General features: G+C 46.6%; 27 protein-coding genes. 4 read left to right on the top strand and 23 right to left on the bottom strand.

Annotated elements, in window-relative coordinates:
- Positions 1-87 precede the first annotated feature (87 nt).
- Genes HS105_05670 through HS105_05655 form a run of 4 tightly spaced genes read right to left on the bottom strand, consistent with a single transcriptional unit; the run spans position 88 to position 7,131 of the window.
- Positions 88-1,722 carry a site-specific DNA-methyltransferase gene (locus tag HS105_05670; protein MBE7516082.1) on the bottom strand — a complete coding sequence of 545 codons (1,635 nt, stop codon included), beginning with the start codon at positions 1,720-1,722 and terminating at the stop codon, positions 88-90.
- A 3-nt stretch (positions 1,723-1,725) separates the two neighbouring features.
- Positions 1,726-4,041: an AAA family ATPase gene (locus tag HS105_05665; protein ID MBE7516081.1), complete on the bottom strand. Its 2,316-nt coding sequence runs from the start codon at positions 4,039-4,041 to the stop codon at positions 1,726-1,728.
- On the bottom strand, positions 4,042-4,239 hold the full coding sequence (locus HS105_05660; protein ID MBE7516080.1) for a hypothetical protein: 198 nt from the start codon (positions 4,237-4,239) through the stop codon (positions 4,042-4,044).
- An 18-nt stretch (positions 4,240-4,257) separates the two neighbouring features.
- Positions 4,258-7,131, bottom strand: coding sequence for a DEAD/DEAH box helicase family protein (locus tag HS105_05655; GenBank protein ID MBE7516079.1), 2,874 nt, complete (start codon positions 7,129-7,131; stop codon positions 4,258-4,260).
- A gap of 197 nt (positions 7,132-7,328) precedes the next feature.
- Here HS105_05655 and HS105_05650 point away from each other — a divergent pair, with 197 nt between their 5' ends.
- Entirely contained in the window at positions 7,329-8,111 is a 783-nt protein-coding gene (locus HS105_05650; GenBank protein ID MBE7516078.1) for a type IV toxin-antitoxin system AbiEi family antitoxin, read from the top strand.
- Positions 8,092-9,003, top strand: a complete 912-nt coding sequence (locus HS105_05645; protein ID MBE7516077.1) for a nucleotidyl transferase AbiEii/AbiGii toxin family protein — start codon at positions 8,092-8,094, stop codon at positions 9,001-9,003. Before HS105_05650 ends, HS105_05645 begins: the two co-directional genes overlap by 20 nt.
- Here HS105_05645 and HS105_05640 read toward each other — a convergent pair.
- From HS105_05640 to HS105_05610, 7 genes are read right to left on the bottom strand one after another with little or no spacing between them, the layout of a single operon-like run.
- Positions 8,983-9,642: a radical SAM protein gene (locus HS105_05640; GenBank protein MBE7516076.1), complete on the bottom strand. Its 660-nt coding sequence runs from the start codon at positions 9,640-9,642 to the stop codon at positions 8,983-8,985. The two genes, HS105_05645 and HS105_05640, sit on opposite strands and share 21 nt — an antisense overlap.
- A complete protein-coding gene (locus HS105_05635; GenBank protein MBE7516075.1) occupies positions 9,639-9,830 on the bottom strand; it encodes a DUF2997 domain-containing protein in 192 nt (63 codons plus the stop codon). Before HS105_05635 ends, HS105_05640 begins: the two co-directional genes overlap by 4 nt.
- Positions 9,831-9,845: 15 nt before the next feature.
- Positions 9,846-10,244: a DUF1257 domain-containing protein gene (locus HS105_05630; GenBank protein ID MBE7516074.1), complete on the bottom strand. Its 399-nt coding sequence runs from the start codon at positions 10,242-10,244 to the stop codon at positions 9,846-9,848.
- A gap of 12 nt (positions 10,245-10,256) precedes the next feature.
- Positions 10,257-11,876: an AAA family ATPase gene (locus HS105_05625; GenBank protein ID MBE7516073.1), complete on the bottom strand. Its 1,620-nt coding sequence runs from the start codon at positions 11,874-11,876 to the stop codon at positions 10,257-10,259.
- A 13-nt stretch (positions 11,877-11,889) separates the two neighbouring features.
- Positions 11,890-12,315, bottom strand: coding sequence for a hypothetical protein (locus HS105_05620; GenBank protein ID MBE7516072.1), 426 nt, complete (start codon positions 12,313-12,315; stop codon positions 11,890-11,892).
- A gap of 12 nt (positions 12,316-12,327) precedes the next feature.
- On the bottom strand, positions 12,328-13,677 hold the full coding sequence (locus HS105_05615) for a hypothetical protein (GenBank protein MBE7516071.1): 1,350 nt from the start codon (positions 13,675-13,677) through the stop codon (positions 12,328-12,330).
- Between the two features lie 48 nt (positions 13,678-13,725).
- On the bottom strand, positions 13,726-14,040 hold the full coding sequence (locus HS105_05610; protein MBE7516070.1) for a DUF2958 domain-containing protein: 315 nt from the start codon (positions 14,038-14,040) through the stop codon (positions 13,726-13,728).
- A gap of 47 nt (positions 14,041-14,087) precedes the next feature.
- Here HS105_05610 and HS105_05605 point away from each other — a divergent pair, with 47 nt between their 5' ends.
- Positions 14,088-14,705 (top strand): hypothetical protein, encoded by a 618-nt coding sequence (locus HS105_05605; GenBank protein ID MBE7516069.1) that lies wholly within the window; start codon positions 14,088-14,090, stop codon positions 14,703-14,705.
- Here the strand turns inward: HS105_05605 and HS105_05600 are convergent.
- The 12 genes from HS105_05600 to HS105_05545 form a co-directional block, all read right to left on the bottom strand.
- Positions 14,700-15,599, bottom strand: coding sequence for a ThiF family adenylyltransferase (locus tag HS105_05600; GenBank protein MBE7516068.1), 900 nt, complete (start codon positions 15,597-15,599; stop codon positions 14,700-14,702). The genes HS105_05605 and HS105_05600 overlap by 6 nt on opposite strands.
- Positions 15,599-16,291, bottom strand: a complete 693-nt coding sequence (locus HS105_05595) for a hypothetical protein (protein MBE7516067.1) — start codon at positions 16,289-16,291, stop codon at positions 15,599-15,601. Before HS105_05595 ends, HS105_05600 begins: the two co-directional genes overlap by 1 nt.
- Positions 16,275-16,958 (bottom strand): hypothetical protein, encoded by a 684-nt coding sequence (locus HS105_05590; protein MBE7516066.1) that lies wholly within the window; start codon positions 16,956-16,958, stop codon positions 16,275-16,277. The genes HS105_05595 and HS105_05590 overlap by 17 nt, the downstream gene beginning before the upstream one ends.
- Positions 16,959-16,961: 3 nt before the next feature.
- Positions 16,962-17,795, bottom strand: coding sequence for a hypothetical protein (locus HS105_05585; GenBank protein ID MBE7516065.1), 834 nt, complete (start codon positions 17,793-17,795; stop codon positions 16,962-16,964).
- Positions 17,796-17,815: 20 nt separating this feature from the next.
- Positions 17,816-18,058, bottom strand: coding sequence for a hypothetical protein (locus tag HS105_05580; protein ID MBE7516064.1), 243 nt, complete (start codon positions 18,056-18,058; stop codon positions 17,816-17,818).
- The gene (locus HS105_05575) at positions 18,055-18,333 is read right to left on the bottom strand and encodes a hypothetical protein (GenBank protein MBE7516063.1); all 279 of its coding nucleotides are present in this window, start codon (positions 18,331-18,333) and stop codon (positions 18,055-18,057) included. The genes HS105_05580 and HS105_05575 overlap by 4 nt, the downstream gene beginning before the upstream one ends.
- 8 nt (positions 18,334-18,341) lie before the next feature.
- A complete protein-coding gene (locus tag HS105_05570) occupies positions 18,342-19,421 on the bottom strand; it encodes a hypothetical protein (GenBank protein ID MBE7516062.1) in 1,080 nt (359 codons plus the stop codon).
- A gap of 103 nt (positions 19,422-19,524) precedes the next feature.
- Entirely contained in the window at positions 19,525-20,586 is a 1,062-nt protein-coding gene (locus HS105_05565) for a sigma-54-dependent Fis family transcriptional regulator (GenBank protein ID MBE7516061.1), read from the bottom strand.
- A gap of 435 nt (positions 20,587-21,021) precedes the next feature.
- Positions 21,022-21,528 carry a hypothetical protein gene (locus HS105_05560; protein ID MBE7516060.1) on the bottom strand — a complete coding sequence of 169 codons (507 nt, stop codon included), beginning with the start codon at positions 21,526-21,528 and terminating at the stop codon, positions 21,022-21,024.
- A gap of 11 nt (positions 21,529-21,539) precedes the next feature.
- Complete coding sequence (locus tag HS105_05555; protein MBE7516059.1) at positions 21,540-22,067, bottom strand: hypothetical protein; 528 nt, start codon at positions 22,065-22,067, stop codon at positions 21,540-21,542.
- Positions 22,068-22,125: 58 nt separating this feature from the next.
- Positions 22,126-22,440, bottom strand: coding sequence for a hypothetical protein (locus HS105_05550; protein MBE7516058.1), 315 nt, complete (start codon positions 22,438-22,440; stop codon positions 22,126-22,128).
- Between the two features lie 83 nt (positions 22,441-22,523).
- A complete protein-coding gene (locus tag HS105_05545; GenBank protein MBE7516057.1) occupies positions 22,524-22,979 on the bottom strand; it encodes a hypothetical protein in 456 nt (151 codons plus the stop codon).
- A 130-nt stretch (positions 22,980-23,109) separates the two neighbouring features.
- Here HS105_05545 and HS105_05540 point away from each other — a divergent pair, with 130 nt between their 5' ends.
- On the top strand, positions 23,110-24,678 hold the full coding sequence (locus HS105_05540) for a winged helix-turn-helix domain-containing protein (GenBank protein ID MBE7516056.1): 1,569 nt from the start codon (positions 23,110-23,112) through the stop codon (positions 24,676-24,678).
- Positions 24,679-24,698: the final 20 nt, after the last annotated feature.

Raw genomic sequence — 24,698 nt, 5'->3', positions numbered from 1 at the left:
CGAAATTATTCACCCGTCACTACGCGACGGAAACCATAAAAATATTCCAACCGTGGGTTGAAACCCACGGCTAAACTCGATTCGCCGCTACGCGGCATCTTCCGGCTCCTCAAACCCCAATCCTATCTGCGTTCCTTTTTCGGGTTCCTTCATTTTCAGGCTCTCTACTTGCAGCGAATAATCGTCCTTATCCCATTCGCAGCGTTTCAGTATTGCGTTCGGTATTTTTTCGAGAGTCAGATTGGGAAACTCGTTCTTCCCCGCTCTGAAGGCCTTACAGCAAATCAACAAAGTTCTTTCTTCGCCGACCTCATCCGATATCGCCTGCAGCATTTCGCGGGTCAGGTTCTGGGTGGTCACATAGATAAAATCTGCTTCGGTCGAATGTCCGTGATTCCAATAGATGCTGTCCGAAGGCTCGTATTTAAATCCGAGATGTTTGCACATTGCCTCCGCAAGCATTTCGGCGTTGTATTCGGGATTGATAATGTAATTGTCCCACTTGTCCTTTTTCAAAAGGCTTGGGGCAAGCTCGTAAAAGCGGAAACCGCCGCCGCCTTTCCAATCAATCGCTTTTGTAATACCGCCCTGATCTTCACCGTCAATCACCTTCCTCAAACGCGGAAGAATATGCGTATAGCAATGATCACCCAACTCAACCATTATCCAACGGCGTTTCATTTTGTGAGCAACTGCTGCCGTCGTTCCGGAACCACCAAAAGAGTCCAACACAAGATCACCTTCGTTGGTGCCAAGTTGTAAAATCCTCTGAATTAACCTTTCGGGTTTTGGTGTTGCAAAAATATCCTCATCATTAAATTGTTTTACTTCTTGTTTAGCTTCTTGATTATGTCCGACTTCATCATGAAGCCAAACGGTTTTTGTAACAATTCCTTGATTAACTTCGGAAAGAAACTTTTTAACTCTTGGAAGGTTATCTTGGTTAGTTCCAAACCAAATTCTATTATCTTTAACAAGCTCTTCAAATTTTTCTTTACTATAAATCCAACAACGACTTTTTGCTGGGCGATGTATTTTTCCGCTTGGTGTAACTATTTCATAGTCAGTTGATGGATTATAAGTTTTTACGGACATATCGGCAGAAGTCCAAACCCCGCGAGGATCATTGTCAGGATTTTTATATCTAGAATCCATTTCACCAGTTCTTGGTAGCAGATTTGGTCTCCAAGTCTCTTTATTTTTTGCAAAAGCTAAGATATGGTCATGCGAATCTGAAAGCCACTTTGCATCATTCTGCGGTGAGAATTTCTTTTGCCAAATTACATTAGAAACAAAGTTCATCCGTCCAAATACTTCATCACAGAGAACTTTTAAATAATGTGATTCATCATCATCAATTGAAATCCAAATACTTCCATCTTCACTTAATAACTTTCTCAGAAGCTCCAAACGATCTCTCATTAACGAAAGCCAAAGCGAATGTTCTATTCCATCATCGTAATGCTCAAAAGCATTTCCGGTGTTATACGGCGGATCGATATAGATGCATTTAACTTTTCCGGTATATTCCTGTTCGAGAGCTTTTAGGGCAAGCAGATTGTCGCCTTTGATCAGAATATTGTCGAAAATATCATTATCCGAAACACGATGCTCCGCATGATAAGACTTTTCCTTATCCTCCAAAAGAATGCGCGGCTCCAACCTCGGCCGCTCATCCTTCCCGATCCACGTCAACTCCAATTTTGTTTTCTTCACTGCCATTTCTTATATTTCGTACGGCAGCATTTTAGTTGTACCGCAATCGCATTGCCATACTCCATCGTTCTTATTCTTTCTGTTCGCAAAACCTTTGCATGACGAGCACAACAGCATTTCGACGAACTTGACCGCAAGCCCTGCGAGTCCTTTTATGTCATTGTCGGTAAATTCTTCGGCGGTAGGATTAAAATGTGCTCCGACCTGATTACGCGTTCCGATGAAAGGCTTAAGTTTCTGATGTATTTCTTCAAAAAGTATTTCTTCCTGATTTCCTTCGCTATCAGGCCTTGTTACCTTTAGCTTTTTGGAAAGTTTGGTGGTTCCGTCCCAATAGTTAGCCAACGTGTATTCACTGCGATGAGCACGCGGCATCTTAGACCTATACTGCTTTGTAAGTTCATCGAATGCCTGCTCCAGCAAGACTCCGGCTTTTGAACTGATCGCTTGCCGATCAAACGGCCCAGTGGTGACCAATGACTTCAGCTTATCTATCTCCATCACGCTCGGATAAACGACAATTCCTTTGGAATGATCCCAAGTGTCGAGTTCAAGAACCGTTGCCTTTTGCTGCGATTTCACTCCAAACCTGAATAGGTCGTGCCACCGCCGCTGATGAGTTGCGACAATGATCTGGTTGAAACTATCCGCCTCTTTCAGGAGTAAATCGACTATTCTGGACGCATGTTGATTATCGACCGAGGTAAAGACGTCATCTAAAACCAAGGTCATATCTCCACCGGATGAATATTTCGCGATCGCCATCCAGTAACAAAAACCTAACGTATCAAGATGAGATTCGCTGAAATAGGCTTGTGGTGTTATGTCTTCATGCTCACCAAAGGAACCAAATTGATTTAGAGACCCCTTTGTCGTTTCACTTAAGGCAAGCTTTGTAAGTTTGGCTGTTTCTTCAGGATGAATAGCATCCCAATAACATTTAAGCTGATCAGAAACTGAATCGAGTATTGCGCCGGTGAACTCAAGACGCGATCTGAGGACAATGTTTAGAGCTGCGTCCAGCCCCTTACACATTTCGTTTTCGGATTCTAAATCGTCCTTTGTTCGCTCGATCTGTTCGACGGCAGGCTTTAAGGAATCGAAAAGATTCAACTCACGATTTAGCTCATTTAATTTCTCTTGAAGCGGTGCTTTTAGCGTTGCGAGACCTTCCGAGAGCGAATGCACTTGTTGTTCCGTGATCGTTTCAACCGATTCGAAGGCAAGGGTAATTTCCTCCGAAAGTTCTCCATGGTCGATTGACTCTTTGACTGGAATTGTGAGAGCAGTTTCAACAGATCGAATTGCCTGTTGCATCTGCCGCTTCGACTCATCAAATAGTGCCTGTTTGTTTCTTAGGGCTTCCTCTGCAGTTGTCAAGGACTTATTGATCTCGTCCGCAGTCTTTAGATTTTGAATGCGCTCATTGACTTCACCTCGGAGAGTAATTAGATCGTATGGTGACTTACACGCAGGACACTCATTATCGTTGTAAGGTTCGGCAATTACAGCTTTGACACGATTAAGCATGTCAACTAGAGCAAGCCCGGAAGTCCCGCCGGCTTCAAAAGCTGAAACCTGCTTGGTGACCTCATCCAAACTCGACTGCGCTGTGTTGACGTTCTCCTTGGCTATTACAGCAATATTTTTACAAGACTCGAACGTGTCGATTGATTTTATTGCCGCGCTCAATAAAGAAACCAATGTTCTGACATCCGCCAAATCCTTTGAAAGAATGTCTTCGGCCCACGATCGCGCAGTTTCGCCGAGACCTTCATGCTCTCGCCATATGGCGTCTAATAGGTTAACTGCCTGTGTGTGGAGTTCGGCGTTCCGTTCGACCGACTGTTTTGATGTCCTTAGAGCATTTCTGAGGTTTTGCTCGCTGACCTCATACTTTTCAAAATCAATAAAGGACCTTATCGATTCAAACCGCTCGGAGGGAGCTGCTTCAACTAGCTTGAGTAATTCGGATCTTCTCAGAATCTTAACTGAAGGATAACCGTCAATCGGACTGACATTAACCCGTCGCCCTTTTTGACTTGCCTCCCAACTCGATTCATCACGAAAGAGCCGAACCTTTAGCTCCGAAGGGTCAGAACCTATCGATACCACGTGAGTATGGTCAGTTGAACTGATCGACTGAAGCGATCCAAATGATTGATTGCAAACAAAATCCAGAGCATTGCAAATAGTTGACTTGCCACAACCATTTTCACCGAACATCAGGACGAGCGGCTTCGACACATCGAAGTCAACCGACGTGGCCGTTGTAGCCCCGCGGAACTTTTCAAGTTCGATTCGCCTGATCCTTTTTCGGTACATTCAGTCTTCCTTCCGGTCCTCGCTTTCCGCTCGGGAGCCAAGGATCCAAATTCGCCAATCTTGCTCTCTCGCATCTCCGGAAAGCAGCTTGGTCTTAATTGAATCCAAACGACGATCTGCAACCAAACCAGCTTCAACTAGTCGCTTAAGTGTAATATCTGCCAGTTGTTCAGCCGGTGATTGGGCTTCTTCGCACATCTGAATTCTCCTTAGCTATTAAACAACGCTCCATCGGATACAAAAGAGTTGCTCGTGCGTTATCTTCTGTTCAAGTCTCGCCTCGACAGTCGAGATCAGGTTATCTTTTTGTTCGTCAATGTCATCCTGGGCCTCGTAAAGCTCACGACGTTTTTTTGACCGTTCAGATTCCGCTTCCTTTAACTGCTTGTGAAGCTCAAGTTTACTCTGTAGATCAGGTTCGACTTTTGCGTCTCGTTTCACTTGTTTGATCCGGGCGTCAAGGTCTTTAAGCTCCATTTCAAGAGCGTATTTCCTGTCGTCGGCCCAACGGTCGATCTTCTCCATCTCGTCATCGAAGTACTTCGCGTTTCTCTGCGCAATTTCTTGTGCGGAAATGTTTTTGGCACGTTCCATCACGTTCGACAGTCTTTTTGAAGTTTCTTCGTCAACAGTCCTCTCAGATTTGATTTCACCTCCGACCAGAAACAACTTCGCGGCAAAATCTGGAAGGAGTTCATTCCCCGAGTCATCCAGGATCGCAAATAGAATATGGTCTTCCTCTTCGAGAGCTTCTACCTTAAGACGTTCGGCACAAAGCCACCCCGAGTTTCCGACCTGTTCGTCAACGAGGCCAAGTTTTTCACCTAACCCGGAGTAATCAAAAACGATCTCGGAGGGTTTCAATTCACGGTTCTTTGCAATCTGTACTAACTTTTCAGCCAGTTTATTGTTGAGACTGTATCCATGAACATGCTCCGCTCCTTCGAGATATTTCAGGAACCGATATCTGCCGCCAGGAATGTGCTCGTCATCGATTTGACAGTCCGGGATCGTGAATTCGTAGTTCCGGTCATCAAAATGGGTTCCGTTATTGAGCAAATTATTTAGCTCAATCCGGGTCAGGTTCCAGAACATTTTTTCAAGCCGGTTTAGAACTTTCTCTCCCTCTTCACGGCTCATCCGCAACCTTTCGTGAACCTCAGGATCGAAATTCTCAAGGAGATCGCGTCGCGTATCAGACATTCTTGAAACGATCTGCTCTTCCAGCTCGGTTTGAAGACGATTGAATCCTTCCTCGATCTCTTCAGTCGTTCGACAATTCTGATATATCTCGGCTATGCGCTTTTCAAAATCAACTCCGGATTCCAATGCTCCAAGAATCTCGTCTGACGATCCAAAAACGCCGTCAAACAACTGGAACTTCTCGGACAACAGGTCGAACACTCGTTCATCCGCCGCATTACCGCGATTGAGGAAGTTGATAACAACGACATCGTGTTTTTGTCCGTATCGATGACAGCGGCCTATTCGTTGTTCGATTCGCTGCGGGTTCCACGGTAGATCGTAATTCACGACCAGCGAGCAAAACTGCAGGTTTACGCCTTCGGCAGCAGCTTCAGTAGCGACAAGTATTTCGGCTTCTTCCCGAAAGTTTTCGACAATGGCCGCTCGGATGTCGATTGGCTTGCTTCCTGATACGATAGGCTCGCCCTTGTGCCGTTCAACCCAGGCTTTATAAATTTCCGCGGATCCTTTGTCAGCGTTGCTTCCATTCATCAAAGCGACTTTTCCGGCATAGCCGCTTTCATTAAGTAATCGGACGAGGTACTCCTGAGTTCGTCGAGATTCGGTGAAGATCACTGCTTTTCGGTTTGCACCGAGCTCATCAAGTTTTTCAAACCCCTTTTGAAGCGCCATCAAAAGGGCGGTACCTTTTGCGTTTTGCTGGATCGATGAAGCGAGTTTTCCGTACTCTGAAATTTCGGAAAGTTCATCCAGAATATCTTGCTTCTCGGCTTCTTTCTCATCGCTGATCGTCTCTTCCTCAGACTCTTTCCATTCGTCCGCGATCTCGTCGTAGTATTCGAAATCGTCCTCAATTGCTTGTTCTACTTGTTCTGGTTTACTACCCGCTTGCCTTAATCGCTGGGCTAAAGCATCAAGCGTTCCCGCAATGGCGAAGGTTGAAGAAGCAAGCAGCTTTCTGAGGATCAGCGTCATTAGTTGCCGCTGGCTTGCCGGCAAGGCGTGTAGTTTTTCCCTTTGTAAATAGGCAGAAACCTGATCGTACAATTTTTGCTCTTCAACTGAAGGGGTAAAATCCTGTGTGATCGGAATGCGATTTGTGAACCTTACGTACTCAACTACCTGACGCCGCAATGTGCGCTGGCAAATGGGTCTTAATCGTTGTCGAAGCTCGCCCAACTCGCGCTGATGAAGCGTCCCGCGCATATAACGTTCGCGAAACACCTGAACATCACCGAACATGTGTTCATCGAGAAAGCTGACTAATCCATATAGTTCAAGAAGGCTGTTCTGAAGGGGCGTAGCCGTTAGTAATACCTTTGGTCGGTCATCGAAGGCGCGTTTGATCGCCGATGCAATCTTGTTTCCTTTCTTGTAAACATTACGAAGTCGGTGCGCTTCATCGACTACAACAAGATCCCACCGTGTTTTTAAGAACTCCTGTTCTTTGCCCTGCACAAAATTGTAAGAACAAATTGCTATTTCATTTTGCGGCTCCAATGGGTTAGCGACTCCCATCTTGATGCGTGCGTTGAACTCCCGAGTATCAAAGACGACAGACGAAATATAAAATTTTTCAGATAGTTCCTGAGCCCATTGTTTACGCAATGTTGATGGACAAATAACCAGAATTCGCCGCTTCCGTTCGGCCCAAAGCTGGCTGATGATAATCCCGGCCTCGATCGTTTTTCCAAGTCCTACTTCGTCAGCTAGTATTGCACCTCTTGACAAAGGGGAACGAAACGCGAAAAGTGCGGCATCCAACTGATGGGGATTCAAATCCACCGAGGCATTGAAAAGCGAATTGCCGAGCTTTTCAATGCTGTCCGATGACACGTGTTTCGTAATGTCATGGGCATAATATTTTGAATGGAAGGATGTCATGAATACTATTCTCGAGCGGCCTAAGTTCTTGTTTATACTTTATTTTAGCCAGTTTTGCTGAAGTTGCAATTTTCAAGTGGCGATTCTCAATCAAAACGGTTTAATATCATTCGTTTAATGGTACTTATGGTGCGGTTATTTCATTGAATCTAAACTAATCATTGCTAATAGTTCATTATATCTGTAATACTGGAACTGTGAGTGCCATAAATACAAGCAAAATACACCGCCTACTAACTTCGCAGCCTAGTGGAATTGTATTTCAAGCTAAGTGGCTTACCGATCAAGGATATAGCGGCCACCTTCAAAAGAAGTATCGGCAAAGCAATTGGCTTGTTTCGATAGGAACCGGGGCGATGATACGCGCCGGTGATCAGGTTGGTTATGAAGGCGCTATATACGCTCTGCAAGCGCAAACCGGATTGACGGTGCATCCGGGGGGGCGAACAGCATTATCTCTGGCCGGAAAAGCCCACTATCTCGAAATGGACTCCAAAAAAGTCACTCTGTTTGGGAACCAGGGCGAAAAATTGCCGACATGGTTCCGAGAACATAACTGGGGTGTCAAGATCGATTTCCATCCATCTTCATTCCTGCCTCCTGATGTCGGCATGACTGACATCGACTTCAGGACCTTTTCAATAAAGGTATCTGGCGCGGCCCGAGCCTTGATGGAATGCCTGTACCTCGCGCCTGACAAACAGGATCTAATGGAATGTTACGAACTAATGGAAGGATTGAATAATCTGCGACCGGATCAGGTACAGATATTGCTGGAGAAATGTCGGTCAATAAAGGTAAAGCGCCTGTTCCTATATTTGGCAGAAAAATGCGGACACGGCTGGGTGGAATATTTGGACCTCAAGAACGTTGATCTTGGCAGAGGAAAACGCAGCATAGTAAAAAACGGGATATTTATGAAGAAATATCAGATAACAGTTCCGAAGGAATTCGAAGAAAGTGGAAAAAGCAACCTATAGAAATCAGGTCTCACTGCTGTTGAACGTGCTTCCGGAAGTAGCCAAAGAAAAGTGTTTCGCACTTCACGGTGGCACCGCGATCAATCTTTTCATCAGGGATATGCCGCGTCTTTCCGTTGACATCGATCTTACCTACGTCCCGATTGAAGATCGAGCTACTACAATGTCGAACATTACGGCAGCTTTGGGAAGGGTGAAACGGAATATAGAAACTGTTCTCAAGAATGTAAGAATTTCCGACAGAAGCGAGGCCGGAAAACTGCTCATCTCGAAATCCGGTTTTGGAATAAAGATCGAGGTCAACTTGGTTGCTAGGGGAACGATTTCCGAACCGACTGAGATGACATTGTGTGAAAAAGCTCAGGAAGAATTTGAAGCTTTTTGTGTAATCCAAGTGTCACCCTTTGGTCAAATTTACGGCGGCAAGATATGTGCTGCCCTTGATCGGCAGCATCCAAGAGATCTCTTTGATGTGAAGTATTTACTCGAACGCGAAGGGTTTTCTGATGAGGTTAAAACCGGATTCCTCCTTTCATTGATATCCAGCGATCGACCATTACATGAGGTGATCCAACCCACCTTTCTGGACCAGCAGGCCACATTGGAAAATCACTTCATTGGAATGAGCAGCGAGGTGTTTACCTACGAGGACTTTGAAAACACTCGAGCGAAATTGGTGGACTCGATACACCAAAGATTGACGAATGAGGATCACGAGTTTCTTTTGAGTATAAATGGCTTGGATCCAATATGGGATAAATACGATTTCCAAAAATACCCGGCCGTTCAATGGAAGCTACAAAATCTTCGGCACCTGAAAGACAGTAATCCCGCAAAGTTCACGAAACAGTATGAATCTCTGGAACGAATCCTAACTATTTCGGCGAAGTGAGATGACACGTTGATTTCGCGAGCCTTTGTATTCCCCTGCCTCTTCTTTCAGCTTCCGGATAAACGGACCGTCGATCAGGAGATCGATATGAGTGAGGATGTAGTCCACGCTCTTGTCTTTTCGGCTGATCAAAGTGTCAATGGTGTTGCCGGTATAAACGGTGATGTGTAAGCCGAGTCTGTTGAGCCGTGAAACAAGTTCGGCAACTGACCCCGCTTGGTCGAACGGTTCACCACCCAGAATTGTCACTCCGTCGTGTTGTGAACGATTGGCAACGATCTCTTTGACAATTGACGATATCGGAACAAGGGATCCGTTCTCGCGATTGTGCGTTTCTGGAACATAGCAGCCGGGGCACCGCAGAGAGCATCCGGCCACGCGTATAACGCTTCGCCTGCCGGGGCCGTCCACAACGGAGTTGTGGTAGAGACCATAGAGCCAGATCGAAAATGCGTCGTCTCGAGATGATTCAGGAGACGGCTTCGTAAATGCCGTTTGAACAGGTCGTCCGCAGTTAACAGACTTTCCGGTTCCAATATCGGTCTCAAGTTGTCGGACAGTTCTATTTGAAACACCTGAGACTTCGACCGTTACCTTTCCGGTGTCGGGTTCAACGATAAATGTGACCGCATTCTTCATTTTGCCTCGATTCGCCGCCTCTGCTGCGGTTTTACGTAATACTCTTTGGTTTTCGTGTCCTTTGAAGGACTTCCAAGAACCTGTTTCAACTGCTGTGCAGTCTTTTCGCAAGCCGGCCCTTTAACACCTTTTATCTCGGTGTCGCATTTTCCGGTATCGGTGTCGATAGTGAATTCGATTTCGGGCATAGAGCCTCCTTTTGGCTAGAACTTGATTCGGATCTTAACGGTCTTGCCGATCAACTCACGGGTGAGAGAGCCGCCGAGTTTCTTAGCCATTTTTCGAGCGGCGGCTTCGTGATAGCTTGTTTGCAGTTTGGTCATCCAGTCACGTCCAAGTTTGTAGTTGAGATCCATGTCATCGATGACGGTGACATATCCCGATGCCGTTCTTTGGAAACCAATGTCACCCAAAAGCCGCTTGTCTTTCACACACGAACGGCGAATAACGATGTCGGCCGTACGTTTATCGCGTCTGTCCCAGCCTTCGAGAACAAGATCTTGTCCGCGAGTAACATTGGTAAAACCAAGATCGGAAAGTGCATCGATCAGAAGATCAGCGTTGGCAAAGGCTTGCGAATCGAATGTCATGTATTTGCTCATAAAGCCTCGTGTCTAGAATTCGTAAATGCGGTTGGAGTGTTGTCCCGTATGCTGGGAGCCTTCAGGTTTAGCGGAAACTCCCTTAATGTTGTTTCTTGCCCACTTGCGGATCTCTTCGATCTTCTCACTCATCATTTGCGCTGTCGGAGTGAGCTTTTCGGCAGCTTTGAGAATGTCGCGAGTCTCGGCTTCGCGGTCGCCGTCAATAAACGCTTCGAGGACTCCGTCCTTTACCGTTTCCTCTATCTCCGAACCTGAGAAGTCGTTACTTTGTTCAACCAGCTTGTTGATATCAAACCTTTCGGGATTAAGATGCCGTTTTCGCAAATGAACCTTGAATATCTCCTCTCGGTCTTCATTCCCCGGAAGATCGACAAAGTGGATATACGAGAACCTGCCGATTCTGAACTGTTCTGATTCGAGTTCTCGAACATCGTTGGCAGTAGCGAAGACGAGCACATCTTTGTTGTCCTGCATCCAGTTGAGGAGATACGAGATCGTTCTCGCGGTTTCTCCGCCGTCTGTCTTGTTTGAGGACTTCATGCCGGAAACAGCTTTCTCGAACTCGCTTATTCCGAGGATTCCCTTGATCGTTCCCGCGATCGACAATGCTCTTTTGATCGACATCGCCGATGAACCAATCACACCGCCGCCTTCGCCCATGATCGAGCCAAAATCCAGGTCAAGCAGAGCACGATTGGTAATGCTCGATGCCACACGCTTACAGAGGTCTTTGCCGCAGCCGGGCAGGCCTACAAGCAGAATCCCCTTGCAAGGTTCGACATGCCTGGCTTTGGCTCGGGGACTGAATGTGTAAGCCGCTCGTTCGAGTATTGCCCTTAGGGTCTTGTAGCCGCCAAGACTGCTTGCTGGTTCCGGATGAACGTATGTCAGCGAACCGCTGCCGCGAATCACGTTCTTTTTCTCTTCCAGAATTACATTGATCGACTCCTGATTTAGGCCGTTGCAGCTGATGACAGCTTTGGCGATCACGTTGCTGATCTCGCCTGCGGTCAGTCCCAGTAGCGATTGAAGCAGAGCGTCCTGTGTGTCTTTCGTAAGGCTGATATCAAGCCCGTTCGATCTGAGGTTGTCGAGTTGGAGTTCGATAGAATCTTCGATCTCTCCTTCTTTTGGAAGTTCAAGCTCGATCTGTGTGACTTCCTTTTCGAGCGTTTTCAACTCGGGAAAGTTCGGCCCGACAAACAGGACAGTAGCTTTGGTAGATTTTAGTTTCCATGCGATCTCCCGAAGCCGCCGAACCAGCAAAGCATCTTCCTGTCCGAACGGAGAGATGTACGGCGCATAGTCGCAAAGCAGAAAGATACCCGTTTTCTGCTCGCTTATGTATCCGAGGACACTTTCGGGATCCTCCGTGTCAAGAACCGGCGTCGTGGTCTGAAGCAGCCCCTCCTTTGGATCGACGATCCTTTGCAGTCCACTAGGACGGCTCCAGAAGAAAAGCGGCTTTTCCTTGTGCCTCTCCTGAAAGACGAGATCAAGAAGTGCGTCTTTTACCCGATCTTCCTCGTAGGTGTTGATCGCGATAAGCGGATATCTTGCCCGTATCCTGATGTCAAGCTCGTTTAGGAATGTGCCGATGCTGTCCGCATCGGTTTCTAGCTGCGTCATTTGTTTTGGGGATTTACGAGACGGACTGCACTAATTGCGGGCGTCCGTTCTGATGGTTTGTGGAGTTCGTATTTCCGTTTGGATTTCCATTTGCGTTGGTCATCCGCTGAACCTTTTGCATCTCTTCACGGGAAGCTATACCGTTCTCGATCGCGAAGCCAAGGTTCGCGAGTGCGCGGCCTACCGCACTGGTCTCGCCGTTCTCGATGTGCGATGTCGCGTTCACATACCCTTGCCCGCGTATCTCAAACGCGTGTCCGGTCGCGCTTGGCTCTGCATCATCACGCTCGCGGAAAACGCTTGCCTTGATACACACAAATCCGCTGTCCTCGTTCAGGCGGACGAGTTCCGTGACAATGCGACCATCGGGATACTTCGTGTAAAACTCAACGATGCGAGTATGTACCGGAATATAATTACTAAGATCAAAACTTGCCATTATGTTGATTCCTTACAATTCAAGAGCCGATAGCCTGTCTTCATCCAAGAGTTTCTTGGACTGGACAGAAGTCAGCCTGATCAGGTCACTGAGAGCAGACTGCATCTCTTGAGTTGTTCGCTGTTTTACTTCACGACCCGCGGCATTTTGGAGTTTGTCTAGCACGTCTTCGAGCGATGTATCGCCTGTGAAATTCATCAATTGATACCATTGGCACATCTGCCTTGCCCGTTTGGCAAGCGAACCGGAAACAAAGTTTGCCCCCTTAAGCTTTTCCGACATCTCGCTGGCGGCCTCGAAGATCTTCGCGGTCAGTTGCGAAAGCCCTTCCTTGATCGGCGACACCGCTTCTTCAGCCTCGCGTCGTGCCGCCTCGATTTTCATATTGCGAATGCGTTCCTTTACTTCTCGTTCCTGACGGATTTCTTCTTCGACTTGAGTCACCTTTATCTGCTCGACCCGACGTTTCGAGTCCATTTCCAGTTCAAGCGAAACACGCTCCGCATCGACCTTTGCGGTTTCGAGTGAAAGAGTTTTTCGCAGGTTCTGTTCGGCGATCATCTCGGAGCCAAGAACGAGCACTTTTGGCTTCATCGTGATAGTAAGTCCGTCGCGGATCATCTCGCGCGTCGGAACCATCCCAATCGCCTGAGCAGCTACCGCATTCACGAATTCCTCTCTATCAAATGACTCGTCACTGGTCGCTTCGAAACGGTCGGCCGAATCCCTCGCAAGCGTGTAGAAACTGTCCTGGAGTATTCCAAGGATCTCATCATAATCCTCAAGTACTTCGGCCTTTGCTTTGGCCAAGGTCTCGCACGCCTTTAGATAGGCCTGTTCGAACTGCTCGAATGCTGTCCAAGGTATCCATTTATATTCGCTTGTTCCCCAGACGGTTTCGCAGAGTGTGAATCTGAACCCGTATCGTGTTAGCGCCTGATGTGCCCGAGCCGCACCGCGCATCAGCTTGTTACGGTAAACGTCCGGCAGCAATCCGGCACGAGGCGGACTGACATGGACCGCTGCATTCTCTGGCAGCTTCACACCAAGCGTTTTCCACTCAAGCTGTCGGACAAGAGATCCGAACCCCCGGCAGTCGATATTCATGAATATGCCTTCACTTTCAAGCGTCGAAAGATCGAATGGCAGAGATTCAACTTCGTTTACGCCGATCCCAAGCTCCACAGCAGCCTTTTCTTTCTTCGACTCGAATCGGCTGAGAATATCACGGGCTAAATCAGTTGGTGATGAGCCTTCCTCTTCATTTGGAGGATCAAATATCTCGTCAGTTTTCGTGTGGCCATTTTGTCCAAAGATGTTCGCCAGAACAGAACTCACAAGCGATTTTGGAGGAATTTCCATGACTTGATCACCAAGACCTGAATTGTAAGTTTGAGCTTCCATAGACACTCACATGCCCGCCGCCTGTTTTTTCAGCTCGCTTATCGGGGTTGGGATGAAATCCTGTACTCTTTCGATCTTGAGGCCGTGAATGTCGAGTTCTTCGAGTTCGCTCAAGGTGAAATATCCCCATTCGGATTCAAAACCGATAACGTATCCGAAGAAAATGAAATCGTTTGCTTCCTGCTGTCCTTCGGTAACAAACCACGTCCAGCTGCTTCCTGGAAAGAAGAAGATTCCGTAAACGACAGGGTCTTTTACGAATTCCTGAGTCCGAAACTTTGGTAGTAGGTTCTGAAGTTGATGTGTCAGAAGTTTTGACATTAGCCTATTTGCTTGTGATATTTACCAGCGCGAGAATATGAAACGATATGTTTGCAACCTTAATAGGGACAAATAAGGAAACGAATGAGCACATAAATCTTGCTAACAAACTAAGTGAAATAGCGATTGCTCAAGGCTTTCTTATTCCGAATACTCCCCTTCGAGTTGAACCAAACCAGACATCTTTAGCTGAATGGAATATCGAGCTACTTGGACCTCCAAACGCAGATGCTGATTTTCTGCTTGCAGTTACGGCACCCAGTATCCCAACCGTCTCGCCGATCCCAGTCATGAAAACTGTCACTGGCCCAATGTTTTCAGTCTCCATTTTGCCATCATTTTACGGAGTGTACTCAGGTGCCGATTACTCCGAATTCAAAGAAGTTTCTTACGTTATTAACGCTTTCGAGATATTTCTTCTGTCGAGGATTTCAATCGAAGATATGCCTCCCGCCGAGTTTGCCCTCTATACTGCTATATTGTTTTTGGGTGGTATCGTATGTTCAAAGTGTGGTGTAGAATTTCCACTCCAAGAAAACCGACCTGTGGACAACAACTCGTTGTGGGCTGGCTCAACGGCCCGAAAAGCGATTAATAAAGGCTGGAAGCATGTTGCTGATGCTGAAACAGTCACGCTTTGCCCTAAGTGCCCCATTAATTCATAACTTTGGCCCCAACTTCCCGTCCTTCAGTTTTGGATTGTTGCTCTTAAAAGACATCTCAATTTGTTCTTGTGTGCAATAGAGGGACCGAGATGTGCCGCTTTCGAGATCAAAGTAAGTTGCAAATCGCTTAAGCGATCTTGTCAGGAACATTGCGGACAGCATTTCACCTATCTCGACTGCGACACGCTGATTAATGTTGAGACTTTGTTCTCCGAGCCTTACGCGGTCCGGACAGGAAAGATCTTCGTTCGTTTCAAGAGTTGCTTTTGTCTCAGGTTCAAGAAGATCTGGATGCACAAGCGACGGGGCCGGGAGAGAGCGGCAGATGCTTGTCCCTGCAAAGTGCTGCTGAGGCTTAAGCTTTCTTGTGTTTGAACCGAGAAGAACCTGACCCGACGTTCTGCCGTTTCCGGAATCTATCCACCAAATACCGGGCGCATCCGATGCGCCGTACGTTTTGAACTCGTCGATAGCGCCGTGAATATCACGCCGCGCGTGATGATTATCAACGCATCCGACAATTACTGTGAGGCTGCGATAATCTCGCATTGACCGACGCAGGTGCTTTTCCGCATCAAACGCTTCATACGAATACTCGATTTCCATTCCCCAAGCCAGCGTGATCCTTTCTGCAAGAGTCTGGGCCTTGTATCTGCCGATCTCGGCTGCGCAGAAGTTGCTTCGCGGTATGTTCCCGCTCTCGACGACATCAGGGTCAACGATCAGCATTTCGATCGGCTTGTTTTGATTTTGCTTCAGCTCGAATATGAGCCTTGCGATGGCGGGAGCAGCAAAAGAACCCGTTCCACCGGCACCAACAAGAATGAATTTAAGCGCACTGTATTCTCTCGGCAGCACAATGGCTGCCTGAGAAAAGCTAAGATCGATCTGCATTACAACATCATTTGGAGAAGGGATTCTACTTCGTTGAGATCAACAATTCCTTTGGGAAGGACGCTTATCCACGACGCCGGTATCTGAACAAACTGATCGTATATCCCACACCGGAAACGTATCTTTGGTTTGTCGTGAACATCGACAAGGATTCCAAATATTCTGAACTTTCCCGATTCGTCTATGTCGTCTGCGCCGCTGAAATTCAAAGCTCCGGGTGGATGAGTGTGAAGTTCGATGCACGCGTCCGCATATTCCGGCAGTTGGTCATCGGCAATGGTGGCCGCCCAAGAATTGTTTCTCCCTGCGGCCCGCCATCGCCACATTGACCGGACCTTATCCCAATAGATGAGATAGACGTTTTCCTTGAAATCCATGGCTGTATGAGAATTCCGTGCATGCCTGAGGATATCTTCCCAGATCGCTGACGTAATTCGAGGGCGATGCCACTTTAGTCCCACGAATGTTTCAGGCAATCCTTTGACTTCGCGATAAGCGATCGGCAATGAGGCCGTAAATTCTTCACGTGCGGCCCTAAGCAGCAATCCGTTTCCGGCAAGCAAATATTCATACATAATCGCTTCGACCGTTTCACATCTTTGATCGGCGATCCGATGGCCAACAAACTTGGGAACCCTCGGAATCGCTCCTGTGCAAACTTGATAGTTTATAATGTCAAAATCTGGAGTCATATCTACGCCTTTCGGCAAGTGTTTCCCAAGCGTCTTCGACTGTGCTGGTCGATGTTATCAACTCGGATCTTGGAAACTTCCGCAATTTGTCAGCCGCTATTTTTCTAAGCAGTACGCGAATGTCATCGGGCTGAGAATTACATCTGTTATTTGCATGATCATGATTGAACGGCGTTTCGAAGATCAGCTTCCAGACGGTATTCAGTGTTGACGCATGAGTTTCCGGCACGTCATTCCTGCCAAAGCAGATCTTTCCCGAACCTATATTGGGAAGTGGTGCAACAGCAAGTTTTGTTTTTGGCGATACACTGGAAGCGGCGGCCGCCCATAGATAGTGATCTTTACCTTTGCTGAGAAGGATCAAGGTCGGGAGTGGTACTTTTAGTTCCTCGATCTCTCCGCTGCCTGACACAACGAATATTTTCCTTACTGAAGCCGGTTCGTAAGACAATATCGAGTTTCCCTCGGGAGCCTCCCGATATCTCAATACATAACGGCCAAGCCAGCCGGTATCGGTATTCACATCCTTAAAAGCTCTGGCTACCTGAGCCGTTGAGAGTGCTTTTATTGCCGTCGCACCTTCCTGAAAATTTGCAAAAAGGTATTGCCCGGGAAGAAAGTACAATGCGGCCGAGGCATCGGCAGGAATATGCGGAAGTCCGTTCATATCTCAGTTCTGAGCCTCTTGCAAACCGTCGATACGTCCGTTATTCCAGAAACTGATCAGCTCCGAGACAAATCCCTTTGGATCAGCGTCCATGCGTATATCAAGCTGCTCAAGATTCTTGAAATAATTTCCGGCATCGTGATAATCCCGGGTCAGTCCTTCGATGGTTTTCTTGTCCCATTCAAACATTTCCGCGTATTCGCAATAGGTGTGGTCGAGCCACGGATTTCCCGTTGAATGATCTATCAGCCGAAACAACATGCTCAACGGTTTTGTTTTGCGGCCCTGTCTTGCTTTCCACACATTCGGATGAGGTCTGTTTATGATCGGAACAAACTCACCCATTGATAAACCGTATTTCTGAAAGAGAAAATCCCATATATCCGTTTCGTGATAATAGAAGATCAAACCCGCCACATAACTAACTCTCATGCTCTCCAGGTCAATATCCTCACAGCAGAGGTCAAAGTTAAGAGGCATTATGGCAAAGCATTCGAACTCCGCCTCAGAATCGTCATTCCAATAATCAAGCAGCGGAAAACAATGCTCGTGAACAAGTTCGAAAAGCTCACAAGCCCGTTCGCTGTAATGAGTGAAGCGGCCGGCTCGATAAAGACTTGTCTTCGAGTTCTTCCACTCTTTCGGAAACAGCTCCCGAAAAAGAGCATATTTCTTTTGCTCGCTGAGTACCCTGTTTACAAGCTCACAGGCATTGACTGCATTGTGGCTTCTGGCCTTAAAGCCGACGTATTCAAGCGAACGCAAGAGTGCGTCGCCAAATGATTTCCTAAAGAACAAAGGGCGGTCGAAAGATGCTGATAACGTACATTCACCCATTACAAATAAACTTCTTTGGGTCAGAAACCCACCGGAATTTGTGAACTCGATGCCGCCGTAGTCTTTACAAATGTATCTCTGTGCCTTTCAACCGTGCAGATCTCATCGGTTCCGGCTTCCAGCACCTTTTCGGCGTCGATGATCTCCTCTACGGTAAGTACGTGCGCGGCTTTTCGCCTCATAAGCGTATCGGCAAGAAGAATAGCCGGATTTATCGTTTCAGGTTCGGCCGCCAGGATCTCAAATGGCGTTTCGTGATTCATTTGCATCCCTTGTGCTGAGCCTTTTTGACTATAGTGACGGTCAGTTTCCCGTCTTTCACTTCACGTGTGATGTTAGCGTTCTCGATCGAGGCAAAGTGCGGTTGCAGCACCACCGTTAATGTCTTATCGTCCTGTGCCAATGCCGCATCAAGCTCAAAACTCTGGCCTTCGATCTTGATCGTTGCCTTAGCATCGGTCACAGGAGTATTCGGATCACCATTTTGTGCTGTTGCCGCACTCGCCGCAGTTTGAGTTGTTTGTGTTTCGTTAGCCATAGCATTTTCTATTGAGCAAAGAGTGTTCGCTGTTCTTTTGCCTCTTCACCTGTTTGTCCGTTTGAATCAATCTTTGATTGGGATTCGGCGGGTTTCCCCGATACGTCAGATGTCTTGTTTGCGGCCTTGGTCTTTGAACCACCGGATGACTTGTTTGCAGCTTTCTTGTTCGCCTGCGCAGCCTTTTTCACTTTTTCAGCCGCAAGAGCAGGCAGTTCGCTTCGATACTTTATAAGGGCTTTTTCGAGCGAAACCTTGACCTCATCCCTTATCCGGCCGGCCGTCAACCTGTCGATGTTGATAACGGGAAGGAAATTGTGCGAGCGAACGCTGACCACGCATCTGCGAAAACCGTCACTGATCGGGAGAAGCTGGATCACTGCCATTATCGTGCAGGAATCAAAGTTGAACGGCTCATCTTCAACCAAAACGATCGGTTCAATGTTTGCAGGTTGACTATCAACAACAGTTACCGTCTGAGTTGTCGGTTTCGGCTCAACGGGTGGAGCCTCGATTGCGGTTACGGTCGCTGCCGCAGTTGTTAGCGACGTTTCGGGAGCAGAAATGTTCTCGGTTTGTGATCCAGGCATTTCTTCGGCAGAACCATTTATCATTTCCACTATCTCGTCCTCACATTCGGGTTTACATTCGTCGGCGTATGATGATCTAGGAACCGCCGATATCGCCGGCTCATCGGGCGAGACAACGCCAAGAAACTCGTCATCCGAGCCCGCTTCGGCGATTTCTCCAGTACTCTCCGACATCAACGTTTCTGTTTCGAGAGGAGTGGTGGCGGTCTGCGGCAAGGCCGAAACGGGCTTTCCATTCGTCTCTTGAACTGCCTCATCAAGTTCTTTCAGGAAATTACTCAGGAAAAGATTTTTGATCGTCGCTTCCTCATGCGCACGGGTCATATATTCGGAACCTTTCCATATCTCCAGTGCCAACTGCTGATTGGTCGGGCCGCTGTTTTGGAACCCTACGTTCTTTGCAATTTCGGCGGCGAATGTCTTAGCCGTAAAGATCATCTGCCCGACTCTTTCCCGGTTATCCAAAGGCACAAAGGAACCCTTATTCAGAATTTCCATATCGGTTGCTCACTCCACTTAATTGCCATCCGCTTCTTTTTTTCAGCGCAAAAAAGAGTCCGTGACGACACGGACCCAAGGTATTTTTCCATAAGGAGTAACTTTAAGCTGCGGCGGCAAATGACGCGTTTCGCTGATTGTGAGAAAAATCTGAGATCTGGTTCTGACGCTTCTTTAGAATCCTGGAAATTGTCGAATGAGTAATTCCCAGTGATCGTGCCGCGCCTCTAAAACTGCCGTTTGAATGCTTCAAAGTATGTTCAATAAATGTTGCTGCCGCCTTGATATAGATCGTTTCTAGGTCGTCCTTTTCGGGATCGAGCGTTATGGTAATTAGGTTACACTGAATGGGCTTTGATTCAGCAGGATTTTCCTTAGAAATTCCAGCATCATTCTCCACTGAACTCAACCTTTTTACGTTTTCAAGCGTGATGAAGCCTTCGTCAAAAGCGTCAACTGCAAGACGCGTGGCGAAGTTTCGCAATTCGCGATAGTTTCCTTTCCACTCCAATGCTTGTAGGAATCGCATAGCATCTTTGTCGATGACGAACGGTTCGGTCCGACCAACCGATGTGCGTTCCTTTTCAAGCTGCTCATTGAGCAGACTTTCGATCCGTTCCCTCTGATGCCGCAACGGAATCGTTTCGAGTTGAAGGATATTGAGGCGGTCAAACAGGTCGGGTCGAAACTCGCCGTTTCGCACCATTCCGAGAAGGTCCCTCGATGTGGCGGCGATCACGCGAACCTCGATGCTGCGTTCACTCGTCCCGCCGACCCGCCGAATTCGTTTTTCTTCGACAGCCTTCAACAGCTTTGCCTGAAGTCCATGAGACAGTTCGCCGATCTCATCCAGAAAAAGAGTGCCGCCGCTGCATATCTCAAACAGCCCTGCTTTGGGGGTAGTTGCTCCAGTGAATGCACCTTTCTCATATCCAAATAACTCGGACTCCAGCAACTCCGCCGAAAAACTTGCACAATTCAGGTTTACGAATGGTGTATTTCGTCTGTCGCTCAACTCGTGCAGCCGTTTGGCAATTGTCGTCTTGCCGGTACCGCGCTCGCCGGTAATGAGGACATAGTGAGGAACCTTGGCGAATCGGGCGATCTTCTCTTCTAAAGCATCCGAAAATGTATCGGCATTCGAAATTACAAATTGGTCTTGCATTGGCACTTCTCCCGTCTGATTTATATTTCAGTGAAGTGATGTAATTCAATTTGCGTGCCGCTTATGCTGCGAATACATTCCGGATGTGTAAATTAAGTAATAGCAACAGTTACGATCAAAATAGACACTGTCCGTTGGCCGGTGAGACTCTATTAAAACTGTCTACATCGTCAACACTTCCGTCTACGATGTGCGCGCTTTATAGCTAACAAAGCTTAAGTCAAAATTCGACTCGCGTAACGCCTGCAAAAGGTCAACTTAATTGCCCGCGACAGGACGAAACACGCACCATACGCTTCGACAAAGTACTCATCTTAGCAAATCAGCAAATCCTCGCATGTCCTGTCTCTGCCATATCGCCCTCTACAATTTACAAATTAAATTTACTGACAACATCAATTATTTGATCGATCTTTTATATTTGCCGAGCTTTAATCAAAATGTTTCTTTCGGTTTTTCGGCATTGTTGTACTCAGCCAAAGTTTGAAAGGCTTTGAACATTCTTTCTTCCAGATTTGGTTCCGATGAAAAATCTGTTATAGCAAATCTGGCGAGTTGTTCTTTGCTGGAGGAATTTGACCAAGAATAAAATTTACTATGACAGCCGCTATTTTGACATATGACATCTTTTCCGGAAACTATAAAACCACTTTCGCTCTTATTATAATAACGAGGAGAAATTTCTAGTACATTCTGCAAAGAGATATCAAAGCATTCTTGCAGCACATCACCCCACGGCATCCGATACTTGAGACAAAAATGAACCGTCCCGGATTTATATTCATAGTGAGTTCTTTCCCAAGTATAGCTGCCCTGAATTAACTTCATTTTATCAGCGATCCAATCCATAGTTTCCTGCTTAGTCGGCTTCTTTTCCTGAGCAAAAGAGCCGATACAGAAGATTTGAAGTATCAGTAAAATTGGCAGTAGTTTTTTCATCATAACTTTCTCCGTTAAAAAGGCTCTTTCTGTTTGCACAACTTTATTGCATGACTTAAAGCTTTTGAATATCTATTTGCCATTTCTTTTACTGCAAAACCCGTGATTGCAATTGAATTATAGTGATCTTGGAGTTCAGGATATGCTGCGAATTTTTCATCCACCGATTTGACCAGTCTTGCCTTGTTTTTTACCCAAGTTTCCACTGTCCATACAGGATCTTTATACCCTGAAGAAGCTACTCGATCGCTCTTAACAACTATAGATGTTTCATCCAGATCCGAAAGAGAAACCTCAGACCGAAATACATTATCACCCTTATAGGTTAGTACGGACGTTAAACTCATAAAACATCCTTCAAATAAAGCACTCTTATTTCTTAGTGTCATTTCCCCACCTGGGTTAAAGGAAGGAACCGTTGATTCAACAGTCTTTTGTTTCAGCCAGCTAAGTGTTTCATCCAATGTCGCTGTACTTTCCTGCGCGAAAGAGGCGATGCAGAAGATTTGAAGTATCAGTAAAATTGGCAGTAGTTTTTTCATTTTCATCTCCAGTTCATAAGGATGCCTGCGGCTGAGGAGCCACAGGCGGTCTGAGTCACTAATCAACATTGCATGTATCAATGTCGTAATAGATATCGGACACGCGAACTTCCTCAATGCCGGCAATATATTTGCTTTGCGTCTTTGCGGTAGATTCGAGCGACGATTTAAGGCGGCTTTTCGCGTCCGATTCTGTGTCGTGATAACATTTTTCAGTCGCGCTGACACTGAATGAGCGGAGTGCTTTGCCGCCATAAACTTGATACACAGTCGCCGTGCCTTCAGCCGAACCGCCGTATTTTTTTGTTACAACGGCAAAAATAGCAACGGCACAAATTAGCGTTGCGATTATCGATAAACTGCTTTTCTTCATATCTATTTCTCCTTAAAATTTGTTGAGGTCTAAAATATTGAAAACCGTGTTTTCGTGTATAGAACCTACTGATTCATCAGACATTAGTCATCAGTTTTCGCTAGACGAAAAGTAACCATTGGTATGCTGGAGCTATAATCGGAATCGAAAGTTCCCATTTCGCTTCCTACCGTTCTTATAATTTCCTTAGATGTCCCCTTTTCTCCGTAATATGTTGTTTTGATCACTACCCGATATCTTTCGCCATTTCCACTCCTTGCCCTTAATGTCCAGTAGGCGGAATCGTTCAATGAATGGGGATAACATTCCCATTGATACACAACAGTCCCGCCAGTAATACTTGCGGAGTTTTCCGGTCCGTATTTATACGGACAATAGGCTAATGCCGGATCTGTCAAAATGTTGTTCGCTTCAACATGTCTCGATTCTGGGATAAGAACTCCTATTGCCAATATCAGAAAGGTTACAAAAATATATCGCTTCATCTTTTTATCTCCTTTTTTGTCAACATCAGGCAAAACCAGAATAAGGTTTGCCACTTGTTTCCACTTCCACGAGGTTATTGCGCTGTTTAATAAAAGTCCTTAACAATCTCCGAATTTTCTCCGAATTTTAGATAAATTCGGCTAAATTGATATAATTTTGGGAATATGTTAACGTATTGATTGTATGTCCCACGAATTTCACTTTTGCGAATTTAGGCTTGATGCGGATGAAGAAACCCTGTATCACGACGGCGAACGGGTAAATCTGAAGCTGCGCAATGTTCAGGTATTGCTGCATTTGGTTGAAAATCCCGGACAGATCGTTACAAAACAAGAATTTTTAGACAAGGTTTGGGGACGGGCTTTTGTCGAAGAATCAAACCTTTCGGTGTCAATCGCCCAGATAAGAAAAGCACTCGGCGATGACTCAAAAAATCCAAAATTCATCGAAAACCTGCCGAAAAAGGGATACCGTTTTATCGCGGATGTAAAAAAGATCGAGAAAAACGGGAAGAACGGAACATCTGAAAATGAAGCCCTTACTGACGTGCGGGCTACAGACACGACGGCTACAGATACAACTGATGCAGAGCGGACAAGAGTGTCCGCGTTCCGTGAATACAAGTATTGGATCGCGGCAGCTTTGGTGCTGTTGGTATTTGGGATATTCGTAAGCTATCGGAATTTTGTCTATGGAGACGGCAGAAGCTCCGCGATCTCGAACGAATTCAACGTAAACTTTTCCAAAGAAGAGCAAAAGTATCTTGATAAATACGGAGCGAGCAACCGCGAGGCTTATCAGCACTATTTACGTGGCAGATATTATTGGGATCGCCGTGAAGAGACGATCGGCGACAGTTATTACGACAAGGCAGTTGACGAATTTAAGGCAGCCATTGACAAGGATCCGACATTCGCATTGCCTTATACAGGCATCGCCAACGCTCTCGGTCAAATGAGCGTAGGCAGCAAAAATGCTTTGCCAAATGATGAACGATACAGAGTCGTAACGGCTTATCTGCGTAAGGCTATCGAGATCGATCCGACATTGAGCCAGGCACACGCTTCGTTAGGAATGAACGAACTTTTTCTTGCTCCGAAACCTAAATGGGAGATTGCCGGACAGGAATATCGAAAAGCTGTGGAACTCGACCCGTCGAACGCGCAGGCCCGGCACTGGCTTGCGGAATATCTCGCGTTGACAGGAAAATTCGACGAAAGCCTTGTGGAATATGACAAGGCAATTGAACTCGATCCGCTCTCGATGGCGGTTCGTGGTGATAAATGCTACGCCTATATGTTCGCCCGGCGAAACGACGAAGCGGTTCGATGCATCGAGGAAGTCCGAAAACTCGATCGGAATTTCAAACGTACATACTTTTACGCATTTACAATCTATACCGCCGCCGACAGGCTCAAAGAGGCAATGAATGTCTATCCGCTTATTGATTACGGCGGAAATGCTGATATTTACAAAGAATATGAACCGAAACTAAAAGCGGCCTTAGACGCTGACGGGAATCTTGGATTTTGGCGTGTGTACTTAGAATTGGCGTTAAAGTTTGGCGGATACGGACGTGTAATGGCTTTAGCCAAACTGGGCGACAAAGATGCGGCTTTCGCGGAACTCGAAAAAATGGTTGATGCCGGCGGCGGCACCGTTCCGTATCTAAAAGTCTGGCCATTCTTCGACAACCTCCACGACGATCCGCGCTGGACCGCTGTGCTCGATAAGATAGGATTGCAGAAATGAAGCCTGTATTGATGGTCAAT

This window comes from Chloracidobacterium sp., assembly GCA_015075585.1.
In the GTDB taxonomy this organism is placed as follows: domain Bacteria; phylum Acidobacteriota; class Blastocatellia; order Pyrinomonadales; family Pyrinomonadaceae; genus OLB17.
Note: the sequence above shows the minus strand (reverse complement) of the source record. Positions and strands in the feature narration are given on the sequence as shown.